General features: G+C 45.4%; 13 protein-coding genes. 1 reads left to right on the top strand and 12 read right to left on the bottom strand.

All coding sequences use genetic code 11. The features are described 5' to 3' along the window. The first annotated feature begins 292 nt into the window (after positions 1–292). Entirely contained in the window at positions 293–1,909 is a 1,617-nt protein-coding gene (locus ACUN2T_RS02350) for an IS1634-like element ISPlu4 family transposase (RefSeq protein WP_445496059.1), read from the top strand. Here the strand turns inward: ACUN2T_RS02350 and ACUN2T_RS02345 are convergent. The 12 genes from ACUN2T_RS02345 to secE form a co-directional block, all read right to left on the bottom strand. Then, entirely contained in the window at positions 1,883–2,197 is a 315-nt protein-coding gene (locus ACUN2T_RS02345; RefSeq protein WP_445496058.1) for a glycosyltransferase, read from the bottom strand. The two genes, ACUN2T_RS02350 and ACUN2T_RS02345, sit on opposite strands and share 27 nt — an antisense overlap. A gap of 116 nt (positions 2,198–2,313) precedes the next feature. Further along, positions 2,314–2,607 (bottom strand): hypothetical protein, encoded by a 294-nt coding sequence (locus tag ACUN2T_RS02340; RefSeq protein WP_445496057.1) that lies wholly within the window; start codon positions 2,605–2,607, stop codon positions 2,314–2,316. A 1,007-nt stretch (positions 2,608–3,614) separates the two neighbouring features. Then, positions 3,615–3,914 carry a helix-turn-helix domain-containing protein gene (locus ACUN2T_RS02335; RefSeq protein WP_023043883.1) on the bottom strand — a complete coding sequence of 100 codons (300 nt, stop codon included), beginning with the start codon at positions 3,912–3,914 and terminating at the stop codon, positions 3,615–3,617. A gap of 189 nt (positions 3,915–4,103) precedes the next feature. Then, positions 4,104–4,445, bottom strand: a complete 342-nt coding sequence (locus ACUN2T_RS02330) for a type II toxin-antitoxin system RelE/ParE family toxin (protein ID WP_445496056.1) — start codon at positions 4,443–4,445, stop codon at positions 4,104–4,106. Positions 4,446–4,876: 431 nt separating this feature from the next. Next, positions 4,877–9,097 carry a DNA-directed RNA polymerase subunit beta' gene (gene rpoC, locus ACUN2T_RS02325; protein ID WP_445496055.1) on the bottom strand — a complete coding sequence of 1,407 codons (4,221 nt, stop codon included), beginning with the start codon at positions 9,095–9,097 and terminating at the stop codon, positions 4,877–4,879. 132 nt (positions 9,098–9,229) lie between these two features. Then, entirely contained in the window at positions 9,230–13,258 is a 4,029-nt protein-coding gene (gene rpoB / locus ACUN2T_RS02320) for a DNA-directed RNA polymerase subunit beta (protein ID WP_445496054.1), read from the bottom strand. Positions 13,259–13,597: 339 nt separating this feature from the next. Next, positions 13,598–13,963, bottom strand: coding sequence for a 50S ribosomal protein L7/L12 (gene rplL, locus ACUN2T_RS02315; RefSeq protein ID WP_445496053.1), 366 nt, complete (start codon positions 13,961–13,963; stop codon positions 13,598–13,600). 63 nt (positions 13,964–14,026) lie between these two features. After that, a complete protein-coding gene (rplJ, locus tag ACUN2T_RS02310; RefSeq protein WP_046974279.1) occupies positions 14,027–14,524 on the bottom strand; it encodes a 50S ribosomal protein L10 in 498 nt (165 codons plus the stop codon). 309 nt (positions 14,525–14,833) lie between these two features. Then, positions 14,834–15,535 carry a 50S ribosomal protein L1 gene (rplA, locus tag ACUN2T_RS02305; RefSeq protein ID WP_445496052.1) on the bottom strand — a complete coding sequence of 234 codons (702 nt, stop codon included), beginning with the start codon at positions 15,533–15,535 and terminating at the stop codon, positions 14,834–14,836. A gap of 3 nt (positions 15,536–15,538) precedes the next feature. Next, positions 15,539–15,967, bottom strand: coding sequence for a 50S ribosomal protein L11 (gene rplK, locus ACUN2T_RS02300; RefSeq protein WP_445496051.1), 429 nt, complete (start codon positions 15,965–15,967; stop codon positions 15,539–15,541). 155 nt (positions 15,968–16,122) lie between these two features. Further along, positions 16,123–16,668, bottom strand: coding sequence for a transcription termination/antitermination protein NusG (gene nusG / locus ACUN2T_RS02295; protein WP_011144820.1), 546 nt, complete (start codon positions 16,666–16,668; stop codon positions 16,123–16,125). Position 16,669: 1 nt separating this feature from the next. Then, positions 16,670–17,053 (bottom strand): preprotein translocase subunit SecE, encoded by a 384-nt coding sequence (gene secE, locus ACUN2T_RS02290; RefSeq protein WP_445496050.1) that lies wholly within the window; start codon positions 17,051–17,053, stop codon positions 16,670–16,672. Between the last annotated feature and the right edge of the window lie 41 nt (positions 17,054–17,094).

Below are 17,094 nucleotides of genomic sequence, written 5' to 3'. Positions count from 1 at the left end.
TATGGCTTGGCGTGATAAAGCTTTCATGATTCTTAACAGGAAATTATCTTCGTAAAGAAAGGCAATAGAATTTTTTATTGCATGATGATCTCTTATTTTACATTCATCAATAATGAGTTGTAATTTTTTAGACAATGCAAGAACATTGCCTGATTTATAACCGTCATTCCGCACCGTATTTCTGATTTAAAAATAATGTGATCTTACACAGGTTTTTTGTATTGATGACATCGGTGGGGTTGACGGTAATCGCTAATTTTGATCTATTACTTTTATTTGCCGGAAAGCGAATATGTCCACACCCATACCTGCCATTAAACGTCTCGATCATCTTGGCCTTATCGCCGCTTTTTGTCATGAAGCCGGTTTACCCCGCATGATTGATGCCATTATCCCAAAATATTCATCGCATACCGTCTCTCACGGCGACGCTTTTCTGGCGATGATCCTTAACGGGCTGGGGTTTCACAGCCGGACATTGCACATGTTTTCCGGCTTTTTTCAACATAAGCCGATTGCGCGTTTAATTGGCGCTGATATTGAAGCTGAACACCTTAATGATGATGTGCTCGGCCGTACACTGGATGCCTTATATGAAGCGGGGGTGTCGGAAGTTTATCAGGTGCTTGCTGAGCAAGTGGTTGATAAATTGGGGCTGAAGCCCGATTCCGTTCATTTGGATATCACGAGTTTTCATGTCGATGGTGACTATGACAGCGCGTTGGGAGATGACACAAAACGCATTGCACTGGTGCCGGGTTATAGCCGGGATCACCGGCCTGAACTGAACCAGGTTGTCCTTGAACTGATTTGCGAAAATCAGGCAGGCATCCCTGTCTATATGCAGGCTATGAGCGGGAATACGAATGATGCCAAAGCCTTTGCCCAGACGATCAAAACCCATATTCAATGTCTGAAAGCGGCACAAAACAGCCGCTACTTTGTGGCCGATGCTGCCCTTTATACTGAAGCCGCGATCGCTTCGCTTCATCAGCAAAAACAACGATTTATTACGCGTGTTCCCCTGACGATCAAGGAAGCTAAACAGTCTCTCCTGAACGTGACAGCGGAGCAATTCAGCCCCATCAGTGAGGGCTATTCAGGCTGCTGGGTGACGTCATCGTATGGCGGCGTTCCTCAGCGTTGGTTACTGGTGAACAGTACGGCGGCAGAAAAACGTGAAAACCAGACTTTCCGGAAAAACACACTCAGGGAAACAGAAAACGAGTCTAAACAGTTCGACAAACTGGGCAAAAAATCCTTTGCCTGCCGGGAAGATGCCTTACAGGCACTGCATGATTTTGAGTCTCAATGCCAGTTTATCGGCATCGCCTCGCCGGAAATTCAGGCGATTACCGTCTATGCGGGGCGCGGGAAACCCGGCAAGCATCAACACCCCAAATCGGTTCATTATCAATTAGCTGGTCAGGTTTATACCCGGTTAGACAAGGTGAAGCAGGCCAGATTGCGGGTCGGGAGGTTTATTTTAGCGACCAATGAACGGGATGAAGGACGGCTTGATATGGCGGCGTTACTGGCTAATTATAAGGCACAACAAAAGGTGGAACGGGGTTTTCGCTTCCTGAAAAGTCCGGAATTCCTGACGTCTGCTATTTTCCTGAAAAAACCAGAGCGGATAGAAGCGCTGTTAATGGTGATGACATGTTGTCTCATGGTTTATGCGGCGCTGGAACATAAAATTCGCCATGAATTGAAACAAAGTGTGCCGTTTTTCCCCGATATGAAGAACAAACCGACACAATCCCCCACCGCGCGTTGGGTGTTTCTGGCCTTTGAAGGGATCAGCACCTTTGAATTTCAAGAACATAAAATGGTGACAGGAATGCAATCTTACCACCATGAGCTTTTGAGTTTATTAGGCTCACAATATAAAGCGGTTTATTCCTGAATTAGGTGCGGAATGAAGGTTATAAAGCTCACCGTTTAAATCATTGATAATATCGTTCGGGCCACATTGACAATCTGAACTTATACAATAGATACCATAAGATATTGCTTCCGCTAATACCATGCCAAAACCTTCATATTTTGATGTTAAAATAAGAACGGATACTTCTTTTATGTTATCCATCACAAATTCCCACGGCTGCTCTTTCCAACCGTGCCAAATAATATTGTTATTTATATTAAGTTGTGAAGATAATCCTTTTAAATAATCCTCACCAGAACCTATCATATGTAATTCCCAATGACCATGTAACTGTGAAAGTGCTAAAAATAGTTAGCAGATATTGATAATTTCTCACATTCAATACGATTTTATTGATAGGTTTTGATATCCTGGCTGTGTGTTTATTGAGCTTGTAGAGGATTGTTTTTATCCATAATAACCATATAAAAAATGTGAGATCCTGCCCTGTGTATACAAGAGGAAAGAATATCTAAGTTATCGTCCTGTTCCAAGAACATACATATTTCAGAAAATAATTTAATTTGTGAACTAGTTAACTGACAATTTAAAGTTTTCTGGCTAGGATTAAATATAAATGAAGCTTGCTTTAATCTTCTCTTAATCTCTTTGGTTAAATATGTTGAATCTAAATTAATTTTTCTACCCAGCAATTTTTTATTATCTTCTTTACTCATGTCCCATCTCCTATTCTTTGTTCATTAACCTTATTTCTGTTGATGATATATCTAAACGAAATGGCTCTTCTGGAATAGATTCAAATAAAAATCGATGTTCCTTTCTAATATTCATCAAATCATCAACGGCATGATATTTATTATTAAAAAAACGTCCGGCCACCAGAAATCTACAATCATTATTCTTACATCATTACTATGTGTTTGTTTAGCGCTTTCTATTATCAAAGTGCGTGATTTCACACTTTCATCTGTCCCAAAATCGCTAAGCATATTAATGGATACTCGTCTGTGTTTAAGAGTGAATGCACACTTCCTTGTTATAAGAATTGACAAGCATATATCGTTTCTTTTATAAAAAAATGCGCTTATCTCACTAGAAAGATTATATTTCCTTTCTTTCAGATTTTTCCAAATAAAATAATCCAAGCTCCCTATATCACGCTTATAAAAATTATTTATTAGGATATAATTCCCTTCCGTTATATCTTCATAGTTCAGTTTTACTCCATTCTCCATTATTTTATATTGGTGACAATTGCTGCTCATTTTCAGTTTATATTCATTTGTGAATATATGAATCATGAAATATTGTATTTTATGACCTGTATCATAATTTAAAGATCCACAGCAGAAAAAACCGAGATTATTTATCCTGAAAAATTAAATTTAAGTCTTCATCAATCATGTAAGAATACGGATAAAAATAGGGACTTTAAAGAGAATAATCTTTCATAAATTCTATGTGATGGGACTTTAAATGAAATAATTATATTGACTAGCCCCCTGAATTAAATACGATGAGCTATTTCTGCATACCGAATAATATCCCTTACATAGCCAAGGTGATTTTGCCGGTACCAAAGACTATTCCCCACCCGATTGAACACGAAGATTCCCACTTCATTGGCTATCGCGTTCATACTTAACAAGTCTGACATGAACCTCAGCAGGCAGAACGACGAGCTCTGCCTCTTTTACTGAAACAACGCCATAATATTTAAGGGTCAAATATGGACTACGATACGTTTACCATCAGGAAGTTGAACATCAAGGCTCAACTCTCCACCTAACGCTGCAACGTAGCGTTTCAATGTTGAAAGTTTAGGGTTATTACCAGGCTGTTCTATTTTAGCAATAGTCGGTTGCTTGACTCCAAGTGCAGTTGCCAGCTCAGTTTGTGAAACATCGAGAGCCTCGCGGATCTGATAAAGCCCTATCTCCCGTTTCATTTCATCAACTTTTTTAGCAATCCTACGGCGGCTTTCAGGGCTGCGTTTTTCAAGCAATTCATCAAGTGTAGCCATATTTCAGTTCTCTAAATAGCTTTTCATAATACCGATACAGTTGGTCTATTTGATTAATGTCCGAGTAGTGCAAGTCTGATGCTTGATAGGCAGCACTAACTTATCGCTCTGCTATGCATAGCGCACAACCCTTGCTACACAAAGCGTTGTACGAAGTGGAGCACTATTTTGGAAAGTTATTTAGTTTAGTTAGTTCTTAAGATGCTTCTTAAACTCAGCATCAGCAAGTTTGATCATGTCCTTATAGAACCGTTTTTCATTCAGTCCGGTTTTATTGCCAGCGCAAAGGACAATGACATTCCGACATGGATCAAAAGCGAAGAATGCCCATACAGGATTTCCGGCATGCTGGATACGTAACTCTTTCATATTGGGAAATTTAGAGTCATACAGCGTATCAACATAAGGTCTGCCTAATTGCGGGCCGTACTCTCTCAAAATTTTCAGCATAGCCAGAATATCATCCTGTAACTCTTCACTCTGTTCGTTATACCAAGCATCAAACACTTCTGTTGTGATAACTTTCCACATATTCATTTATCATAGTTTGTAAACTACAAAACCAACATATAGCCTACTAGCTATAATTGCAATCCCTCACCCTAAATTTAACTTATCACTAGTCTCTGTAGAACAAGTACGATTTCATTTAAAAAACACTTAATTAACAGTGCAATATAGGAAGGATATAGTAAGAAATCTCAGCGTATCTGTTCCTACATTGTATAGCTGGGTGCCAGCATTGACTGTACACACCAGATGATTGTAAGGAACAAAGTCTGCAAGTGAACTCTTTTCGGAAAGAAAAATTCGAGGGGAGGATTCTTAACGTGGCGGCAAGTTCCATTTGGTGAATGGAATTCGATTAAAACAGAGCGCCAAGTAAAAAATTGGCACGTTATCAAAAAGTTGAAATGCCCTCCTTTGAGGAGGGCATCTAATTAGCTAGCGTGTTCTAAGAATTACTTCTTATCGCCACCAAAACCGGCATTCAACAGTTCTGCCAGGTTCGCAGTTGCTTCATCTACACTCACTTGTGGTGCTTCAGAAGGCTCATTCAACTGACGACGACGCATACGATCCTGATGGTAAGCATAACCCGTACCCGCTGGGATCAGACGACCTACGATGACGTTCTCTTTCAAGCCACGCAGTTCATCACGTTTACCCGCAACCGCCGCTTCTGTCAGCACGCGGGTCGTTTCCTGGAACGAAGCCGCAGAGATGAAGGATTCAGTCGCCAAAGATGCTTTGGTGATACCCAACAGATCACGTCCATAAATTGCAGGGACTTTACCCTCCTGTTCCAGCTTACGGTTTGCCACCTTAACGCGGGCATATTCAACCTGTTCGCCTTCCAGGAATTCGGAACTACCGGCACTTTCGATGGTTGCTTTACGCAACATCTGACGAACGATAACCTCAATGTGTTTATCGTTAATCTTAACCCCTTGCAGACGGTAAACTTCCTGAACTTCGTTGGTGATGTAACGGGTAACCGCATGAACACCACGCAAACGCAAGATGTCATGTGGAGACTCTGGACCATCGGAGATCACATCACCGCGCTCAACAACCTCACCTTCGAATACGTTGAGCTGACGCCATTTAGGGATCATCTCTTCGTAAGCATCACCACCATCTAATGGGGAGATAACCAGACGGCGTTTACCTTTGGTTTCTTTACCAAAGGAGACAATACCACTGACTTCGGCCAGAATTGCAGGCTCTTTCGGACGACGTGCTTCGAACAGGTCGGCTACGCGTGGCAGACCACCGGTAATATCTTTCGTACCGCCGGATTCCTGAGGAATACGCGCTAACGTATCACCCGCAGAGATGCTGACCCCATCGTCTAACTGAACAATTGCTTTGCCTGGCAGGAAATATTGAGCAGGCATATCAGTACCTGGGATCAATACATCGTCACCCTTGGCATCAACGATTTTCAGTGCCGGACGCAAGTCTTTACCACTACCGGTACGCTCTGCACTATCCAGAACAACCAGTGAAGACAGGCCCGTCAGCTCATCCGTCTGACGGGTAATGGTCTGACCATCTACCATGTCAGCAAAACGGATGATACCGGATACTTCACTGACAACTGGCATGGTATGTGGATCCCAGTTAGCAACGGTTTCGCCGCCGTTAACTGCTTCGCCATCACCTTTACCCAGTACCGCACCGTAAGGCACTTTATAACTTTCTTTAGTACGGCCAAATTCGTCGATCAGGCACAGTTCGGTGTTACGGGAAGTAATCACCAGCTTACCTACGGAGTTGGTAACAGATTTCGCGTTAAACAGTTTCAGGCTACCTTTGTTACGAACCTGAATGCTGGATTCCGCTGCCGCACGAGATGCCGCACCACCGATGTGGAATGTACGCATCGTCAGCTGTGTGCCCGGCTCACCGATGGACTGCGCCGCAATAACACCAACAGCTTCACCTTTATTGATGATGTGTCCGCGGGCAAGATCACGGCCATAACAGTTCGCACAAACACCAAAGTCAGTTTCACAACTTACAACGGAACGGACTTTAATGCTGTCAACTGAACTCTCTTCTAACAGATCACACCATTTTTCGTTCAGCAGGGTGTTACGTGGAACCAGAATGTCAGCAGTACCCGGCTTCAGAACATCTTCTGCCGTTACACGACCCAGTACACGCTCACGCAGTGGCTCTTTAACATCACCACCTTCAATAACCGGCGTCATCAGAATACCTTCGTGCGTACCACAGTCGTCTTCTGTAACAACCAGATCCTGTGCAACGTCAACCAGACGACGGGTCAGATAACCAGAGTTCGCCGTTTTCAGTGCGGTATCCGCCAAACCTTTACGAGCACCGTGGGTTGAGATGAAGTACTGGAGTACGTTCAAGCCTTCACGGAAGTTCGCGGTGATTGGCGTTTCGATAATGGAACCATCTGGTTTAGCCATCAGGCCACGCATTCCCGCCAACTGACGGATCTGAGCGGCAGAACCACGCGCACCGGAGTCAGCCATCATAAAGATGCTGTTGAAGGAGACTTGTTGCTCCTCTTCACCGTTACGGTTAATGACTGTCTCAGTGGACAGGTTTTCCATCATTGCCTTAGCAACACGCTCGTTTGCGGCGGCCCAGATATCGATAACCTTGTTATAACGTTCGCCAGCTGTTACCAAACCAGACTGGAACTGTTCCTGAATTTCAGCAACTTCTGCTTCTGCTTCCGTAATGATCCCCGCTTTTTTCTCTGGGATAACCATGTCATCAATACCAACAGATGCACCTGAACGTGCAGCGTAGGCAAAACCGGTGTACATGATCTGGTCAGCGAAGATAACGGTTGGCTTCAGGCCCATCACACGGTAACAAGTGTTGAGCATTCTGGAGATCGCTTTTTTACCCAGTGGTTGGTTAACCAGAGAGTAAGGCAGACCTCTTGGGACGATCATCCACAGGATTGCACGACCAATGGTAGTATCAACCAGACCCGTGCTGGTGGTGACATTACCCTCGCCATCTCTCACTTCTTCTGAGATACGCACTTTAACACGGGCATGCAGAGAAGCCAGACCTGCGCGGTATACGCGTTCTGCTTCTTTAGGCCCGGTCAGCACCATGCCTTCGCCTTTAGCGTTAACACAGTCACGGGTCATGTAATACAGACCCAGAACAACGTCCTGAGATGGCACGATGATTGGCTCACCACTCGCAGGAGACAGGATGTTGTTAGTAGACATCATCAATGCACGCGCTTCTAACTGAGCTTCCAGTGTCAGCGGTACGTGAACAGCCATCTGGTCACCGTCGAAGTCGGCGTTATATGCCGCACACACCAGTGGGTGCAACTGAATCGCTTTACCTTCGATCAGAACCGGTTCGAATGCCTGAATACCCAAACGGTGAAGTGTTGGTGCACGGTTCAGCAGAACCGGGTGTTCACGAATCACTTCATCCAGGATATCCCATACCACCGCCTCTTCACGCTCAACCATCTTTTTGGCTGCTTTAATCGTAGTCGCTAAACCACGCAGTTCCAGCTTGCCATAGATGAATGGCTTGAACAGTTCCAGCGCCATCTTCTTAGGCAGACCACACTGATGCAGACGCAGGTAAGGGCCCACGGTGATGACAGAACGGCCTGAGTAGTCAACACGTTTACCCAGCAGGTTCTGACGGAAACGACCTTGTTTACCCTTGATCATGTCAGCCAAGGATTTCAGAGGACGTTTGTTAGAACCGGTAATTGCTCGACCGCGACGACCGTTATCTAACAGGGCATCAACCGCTTCCTGCAACATACGTTTTTCGTTGCGAACGATGATATCCGGTGCAGCCAGATCCAGCAGGCGTTTCAAACGGTTGTTACGGTTAATAACACGACGATACAGATCGTTCAGATCCGATGTTGCAAAACGGCCACCATCCAATGGAACCAGTGGACGCAAATCAGGCGGCAGAACTGGCAGAACGGTCAGAACCATCCATTCTGGTTTGTTACCGGACTGAATAAATGCTTCCAACAGCTTTATACGCTTGGTCAACTTCTTACGTTTAGTTTCAGAGTTAGTTTCATTTAACTCTTCACGCAGAGTTTCACACTCATTTTCCAGATCGAGATTTTTCAGCAAAGACTGGATAGCTTCCGCGCCCATCTTCGCATCGAATTCATCACCGAACTCTTCCAGTGCATCCAGGTATTGTTCTTCTGTCAGGATTTGACTGCGTTCCAGGCTGGTCATACCGCCTTCTACAACCACATAGGATTCGAAGTACAGTACGCGCTCAATATCACGCAGTGGCATATCCAGCAACAAACCGATGCGGGATGGCAATGATTTCAGGAACCAGATGTGTGCCGTTGGAGAAGCCAGTTCGATGTGACCCATACGCTCGCGACGAACTTTAGTCTGGGTAACTTCTACGCCACACTTCTCACAAATCACACCACGGTGTTTTAAGCGCTTGTATTTACCACACAAGCACTCATAGTCTTTTACCGGTCCAAAAATACGGGCACAGAAAAGGCCGTCACGCTCAGGTTTGAACGTACGGTAGTTAATAGTTTCCGGCTTTTTCACTTCACCGAATGACCACGAACGGATCATATCTGGTGAGGCCAGAGCAATTTTGATCGCATCAAACTCTTCGGTCTTAGTTTGCGCTTTCAGAAACTTCAATAAGTCTTTCACGAAATGGCTCCTGTCGGAGTTAGACCTGTCAGGAGAGCGGCCCATGCCACTCTCCCCTATGACCAGTGCAACCACTGGCTGGTAAACTGCCCGTCATATCCATTCAGGGCAGAATACCAGCGGGAATACGGTTTACTCGTCTTCCAGCTCGATGTTAATACCCAGAGAGCGGATCTCTTTCAACAATACGTTGAAGGATTCCGGCATTCCTGGTTCCATCTGGTGGTTGCCATCCACGATGTTTTTATACATCTTGGTACGGCCGTTAACATCGTCGGACTTGACGGTGAGCATTTCCTGCAAGGTGTACGCGGCACCATATGCTTCCAATGCCCACACTTCCATCTCACCGAAGCGTTGACCACCGAACTGCGCCTTACCACCCAGCGGTTGCTGAGTAACCAGGCTGTACGAACCGGTTGAACGAGCATGCATTTTGTCATCCACCAGGTGGTTCAGTTTCAGCATATACATGTAGCCAACGGTAACCTGACGTTCGAATTGCTCACCAGTACGACCGTCAAACAGGGTAATTTGCCCAGAAGTTGGCAAGTCACCCAGTTTCAGCAGTTCTTTAATTTCTTTCTCTTTCGCACCATCAAACACTGGTGTCGCAATTGGCATACCTTTTTTCAGGTTTTCTGCCAGACGAAGAACTTCTTCATCAGAGAAAGTATTCAGATCAACTTTCTGACGGGTTTCATCACCCAGGTCATAAGCTTTCTGGATAAATTCACGCAGTTTGGCAACTTCCTGCTGCTGCTTCAGCATTGCGTTGATCTTGTCACCAATACCTTTCGCAGCCATGCCCAAGTGAGTTTCCAGGATCTGACCAATGTTCATACGTGATGGGACGCCCAGCGGGTTCAGTACGATATCTACCGGAGTGCCGTTTTCATCGTAAGGCATATCTTCGATCGGGTTGATCTTGGAGATAACACCCTTGTTACCATGGCGGCCCGCCATCTTATCACCAGGCTGAATCTGACGCTTAACCGCCAGATAAACTTTAACGATTTTCAGCACACCCGGTGCTAAGTCATCGCCCTGAGTGATCTTACGACGTTTAGCGTCCAGTTTTTTCTCGAACTCAGTTTTCAGTTCGTCATACTGTTCAGCCAACTGTTCCAACTGATTCTGTTTTTCTTCATCAGCCAAGCCCAGTTCTAACCAACGCTCACGAGGCAGCTTATCCAATTTCTCAGCTTCGATGCCGCCAGAAATCAGGACAGAACGGATACGAGCAAACAAGCCAGCTTCAAAGATCCGCAACTCTTCTGTCAGGTCTTTCTTAGCCTGACGCAGCTGCATCTCTTCGATTTCCAGAGCACGTTTATCTTTTTCAACGCCGTCGCGGGTAAATACCTGTACGTCGATAACCGTACCGGATACGCCATTTGGTACGCGCAGAGAAGAGTCTTTAACATCAGACGCTTTCTCACCAAAGATAGCACGCAGCAGTTTTTCTTCTGGCGTCAGTTGAGTTTCACCTTTAGGTGTCACTTTACCAACCAGAATGTCACCGCCAGTAACTTCTGCGCCAATATAAACAATACCGGATTCATCCAGTTTAGAGAGTGCGGCTTCACCCACGTTAGGAATGTCAGCGGTGATCTCTTCAGGCCCTAATTTGGTATCACGAGACACACAAGCCAGTTCCTGGATGTGAATAGTTGTAAAGCGATCTTCCTGGACAACACGCTCAGAAACTAAGATGGAGTCCTCGAAGTTATAACCATTCCACGGCATGAATGCTACGCGCATGTTCTGACCCAGCGCCAATTCACCCAAGTCAGTGGATGGACCGTCGGCCAGTACGTCACCACGTTCTACTGGTTCGCCCAGAGAAACACATGGCATTTGGTTAATACAGGTGTTCTGGTTAGAACGGGTGTATTTAGTCAGGTTATAGATATCAATACCTGCTTCACCCGAATACATTTCGTCTTCATTTACTTTGATAACGATACGGGATGCATCAACGTACTGAACCACGCCGCCACGTTTAGCAACGGAAGTGACACCTGAGTCAACCGCTACAGCACGTTCCATACCTGTCCCTACCAACGGCTTATCAGCGCGCAGTGTAGGAACAGCCTGACGTTGCATGTTTGCACCCATCAATGCGCGGTTTGCGTCATCGTGTTCCAAGAATGGGATCAGGGAAGCACCGACGGAAACCACCTGTTGAGTGGAAACGTCCATATATTCAACCTGTTCACGGTTGAATAAGCTGGATTCGCCATAATTACGGCAGGTTATCAGATCTTCAACGAAGTGACCTTCATCGTCCAATACGGTGTTTGCCTGTGCGATAACGAAGTTACCTTCTTCAATCGCAGACAAGTAATGAATTTCATCAGTGACAACACCATCACGAACCAGACGGTATGGGGTTTCAAGGAAACCATACTCGTTAGTCTGCGCATAAACAGACAATGAGTTAATCAGACCGATGTTCGGACCTTCCGGGGTTTCAATTGGACATACACGGCCATAGTGAGTTGGATGTACGTCACGCACTTCGAAGCCCGCACGCTCACGGGTCAAGCCACCTGGGCCTAACGCAGAAATACGGCGTTTATGAGTGATTTCAGAAAGCGGGTTGTTTTGGTCCATAAACTGAGACAGCTGGCTGGAACCAAAGAATTCTTTCACCGCGGCCGAAATCGGCTTGGCGTTGATCATATCCTGAGGCATCAGAGTATCCAGATCACCCAGAGATAAACGCTCTTTAACCGCACGTTCAACACGTACCAGACCAACACGGAACTGGTTTTCTGCCATTTCACCCACGGAGCGGATACGACGGTTACCTAAGTGGTCAATATCGTCGACTTCGCCTTTACCGTTACGGATATCAATGAGTTTCTTCATAACATCAATGATGTCATTTTTGCTCAGAATACCGGAGCCTTCAACTTCTTCACGGCTCAGTGAACGGTTGAATTTCATGCGGCCAACCGCAGAAAGATCATAACGATCTTCTGAGAAGAACAGATTTTCAAACAGATTTTCTGCTGCTTCACGGGTTGGTGGTTCACCAGGACGCATCATGCGATAAATCTCAACCAAAGCGCTTAAACGATCATTGGTTGGGTCAACGCGAAGAGTCTCAGAGATATATGCACCGTGATCCAAATCGTTGGTAAACAGGGTTTCGATAGATTTATGACCAGATTGGCTCAAACGGGCCAACAGATCCAAAGAGAGTTCCATGTTAGCCGCACAGATAATTTCACCTGTATTGACATCAATGTAATCTCTTGCAACAACTTTACCCGCGATATATTCAACCGGAACCTCAATGCGGTTCACTTCGTCTTTTTCTAACTGGCGGATATGACGTGCGGTAATACGACGGCCTTTTTCAACATAAACTTTGCCGTTTGCTTCAATATCAAAAGAAGCCGTTTCACCACGCAGACGCTCTGGCACCAGTGTCATCTGTAGTTTGTTGTCACGAATTTCGAAAACAGTCTTACTGAAGAACAGGTTCAGGATGTTTTCAGTGCTGTAATCCATTGCGCGCAGAATAATGGTTGCCGGCAATTTACGGCGACGGTCAATACGCACAAACAGGTTATCTTTTGGATCGAATTCGAAATCTAACCAAGAACCACGGTAAGGGATAATACGCGCGTTATACAGCACCTTACCGGATGAATGAGTTTTACCCTTATCGCTGTCAAAGAATACACCAGGACTACGATGTAACTGGGAGACAATAACCCTCTCAGTACCATTGATAACAAAAGTACCGTTGTCAGTCATGAGTGGAATTTCACCCATGTAGACTTCTTGTTCTTTGATGTCTTTGACTGTGCCTTCCGGTGCTTCACGTTCATAGATGACCAGACGCAGTTTAACGCGCAGAGGTGCAGAATAAGTGACACCACGAATCTGGCACTCTTTAACATCAAACACTGGCTCACCAAGACGGTAGCTAACGTATTGCAGCTCCGAACTGCCACTGTAGCTCTGGATTGGGAATACAGAACGGAATGCCGCTTCTAAACCATTCTGGCCTTCTGGATCTTGCTCGATAAACTTCTGGAACGAGTCAAGTTGGATAGAAAGGAGATAAGGTACATCCAAAACTTGTGGACGCTTACCAAAATCCTTACGAATACGTTTTTTCTCGGTATAGGAGTAAACCATAGGGTTCCTCAGCTCGCTGATCAGTGACCCACTCTGTCCGCCCTAAAGGACAGCTCTTTACGACACTGTTTTTTCGAACAGAAAATTGAATTATTTTCTGTAATACTCATTGCTATTACTCTTAAATCATTTCATTGCGCTACCTTACTACCGAGCTACCCGAGTGGATCGTAGCTGAGAACGCAGTATATTAAGTCGTCAATAGGAAAAAGCATTTGGGGGTTAATTAGTAGCCAAACAGTGGAAATGCTACTAATACCCTACAGCGCAAAAAGGCTGGTGATTTTTTAATCACCAGCCGTCAGCCTTTCAAGTCAGGCTGCTAACTTAAAGCTAAACTTACTTGATCTCAACAGAAGCGCCTGCTTCTTCCAGAGATTTTTTCAGTGCTTCAGCATCATCTTTGCTGATAGCTTCTTTCAGTACTGCTGGAGCGCTTTCAACCAGGTCTTTTGCTTCTTTCAGACCCAAGCCAGTTGCGCCACGTACTGCCTTGATAACGGCAACTTTGTTACCGCCGATAGAAGACAGAACAACGTCAAACTCGGTTTGCTCTTCAACAGCTTCAGCAGCACCGGCAACTACAGCTACAGCCGCAGCAGCAGAAACGCCGAATTTGTCTTCCATTGCAGTGATCAGTTCAACAACATCCATGACGGACATTGTTGCAACTGCGTCCAGAATTTGTTCTTTATTGATAGACATAACAAGTGTTCCTAAAATTCAGAAATAATTTATACGTTAAAAAGCAACGAAGGAAATTGGCAATTAAACTGCTTCTCTCTGCTCGCGTAACGCTGCCAGTGTACGAACCAGTTTGCCTGCAACGGCTTCTTTCATGGTTGACATCAGGCGTGCGATTGCTTCTTCGTAAGTTGGGAGTGTTGCCAGACGGTCAATATTGGCCGCGGAAATAAACTCACCTTCAAAGGCTGCTGCTTTAATCTCGAATGCTGGATTCGCTTTCGCGAACTCTTTGAACAAACGAGCAGCTGCGCCCGGATGTTCGTTAGAGAAAGCAATCAAGGTTGGACCAATAAACGCTTCTTTCAGGCACTCATAGGCAGTACCTTCCACAGCACGGCGGATCAGTGTGTTACGAACGACACGGATATAAACGCCAGCTTCGCGACCTGCTTTACGCAGTTCAGTCATTTTACCTACAGTAACGCCACGGGAATCCGCAACCACCGCAGACAGCGCGCCTTTGGCTACTTCGCTGACTTCAGCAACAATCGCTTGTTTGTCTTGAAGATTTAGTGCCATTAGCTTCTTGCTCCTGGATTAACCGGGAAAAACCCGGAACTCACATCACTCATAACACCAACAAGGTGTCTGAGCTCTAAAACACGGTGAGCAGAATCCAGAAATGAATTTCATTTGGTTCTGTCACCGTCTACGCAGGGATATTAAGTAATCACTTACACCTGCGGTCTTGGACGGGGCTTGGATTAGGCCAAGCTCCAACCGAAAATTGTTTGTTTAGCCAATAAGTAATCTACCAACCAAACATAAGGCGCCAAATTCTAGACAAATCTGACGCCAAGGTAAAGCGGTAATCACACTCAGTTCAAATTAAACTGAAGCGCTCAGACCAGACTGGTCAATCGCTACACCTGCGCCCATAGTCGTGGACAAGCTAACTTTCTTAATGAAAACACCCTTAGCAGAAGATGGTTTTGCTTTTTTCAGTGCAACCAACAGAGCTTCTAGGTTTTCTTTCAGTTTGTCAGCATCGAAGTTAACTTTACCGATGGTGGTGTGAATAATGCCGTTTTTATCGTTACGGTAACGAACCTGGCCCGCTTTAGCATTCTGAACAGCTTCAGCAACGTTAGGAGTGACAGTACCCACTTTAGGGTTTGGCATCAGACCACGTGGACCGAGGATTTGACCTAATTGGCCAACAACGCGCATTGCATCTGGAGATGCAATAACAACGTCAAAGTTCATTTCGCCTTTTTTAACCTGTTCAGCCAGGTCTTCCATACCTACCAGTTCAGCGCCAGCCGCTTTAGCAGCTTCAGCGTTTGCACCCTGGGTAAATACAGCTACGCGAACGGAACGACCAGTACCGTGAGGCAATACTGTTGCACCACGTACGTTCTGATCAGATTTACGAGCGTCAATGCCGAGATTAACAGCAACGTCAACGCTTTCTACAAATTTAGCAGTTGCCAGCTCTTTCAGAAGAACAACAGCTTCGTTAATGTCATACTGTTTAGTTGCATCAACTTTTTCACGGATTGTGCGCATGCGCTTGGTCAGTTTAGTCATCGATTAATCCTCCACTACCAGGCCCATGGAACGAGCAGTACCTTCGATTGAAAGCATCATTGCGTCAACACTAGCACCCGTCATATCCGCAGCTTTAGTTTCAGCAATTTCACGAACTTGAGCGCTGGTTACTTTACCAACTTTCTCTTTATTCGGTTTGCCGGAACCTGATTTAATGCCCGCTGCTTTTTTCAGCAGAACAGCTGCCGGTGGGGTTTTAGTCACGAAAGTGAAAGAACGATCAGAATACACAGTGATCACAACCGGAATCGGCAGACCTTTTTCAATGCTATCAGTTTTAGCATTGAACGCCTTACAGAATTCCATGATGTTAACACCCTGCTGACCCAGAGCAGGACCTACTGGAGGGCTTGGGTTAGCCATACCAGCTGCAACCTGCAACTTGACATAGGCTTGTACTTTCTTAGCCATTGATAATTTCCTCTATGTGGGTGATATCGCCTATTTAAAAGGCTCCCCTGTTATTTCAGCCCCGCCTTTTCAGGCCAAGCCACTAAAAACAAAAGGCGCGAAATTGTATGCTAATTTCACGCCTATTGCAAGCCGGCAAAAGACATGCCTAAAAATTAAGCTTTCTCTACCTGACTGAAATCCAGCTCAACGGGGGTTGCACGACCAAAGATAGAAACCGATACCTTCAGGCGGCTTTTCTCGTAGTCGACTTCTTCCACAACACCATTGAAGTCTGCAAATGGGCCATCGCTGACACGGACCATTTCGCCTGGTTCGAACAATGTTTTTGGCCGCGGTTTATCACCAACCTGCTGAAGACGATTCATAATTGCATCAACTTCTTTATCACTGATTGGTGCCGGGCGGTCAGATGTGCCACCGATAAAACCCATGACACGTGGTACGCTGCGAACAAGATGCCATGTTGCATCGTTCATAATCATTTGTACCAGCACATACCCAGGGAAGAATTTGCGTTCACTTTTGCGACGCTGGCCGCTACGAATCTCAACAACTTCCTCTGTTGGCACCATCACTTCGCCAAAAGAATCTTCCATATCATGTAGTTTGATATGTTCACGTAAAGATTGTGCAACACGACCTTCAAACCCGGAGAATGCCTGTATGACATACCAACGTTTTTTTGGGGAATCTGACATCTTAGAACCTCAGGCCTGTAATAAATGAAACTAAACGCACCAGGATGCCGTCAAGACCCCAGAGGATCAAAGACATCAATGCAGTCACTGCCGCCACAATCAAAGTTGTGTGCAACGTCTCCTGGCGAGTTGGCCAAATAACTTTGCGCATTTCAACACGGGCTTCACGAGCAAAAGCCAGTGTGGTTTTACCTTTCGCTGTCCAGAGCGCAACCGCTCCCGCAAGAGCAACAATAACAACAACCGCTATCGCGCGCAAAGGAAGGCTATACTCCCGATAAAGGTAGTTACCAACGATAGCAGCCGTTAATAAAGCTGCCACTAATAGCCATTTCATTATCTCAAGACCGCGCCTGCTTTCTTGAGCATCGCTATTCGCACTCATAAACCAACCTGTAACTATGATTTAAATAGATAGCCAGCTTG

This window comes from Photorhabdus machadonis (genome assembly GCF_052657765.1).
This window is presented reverse-complemented; position numbering and strand designations above follow the sequence as displayed.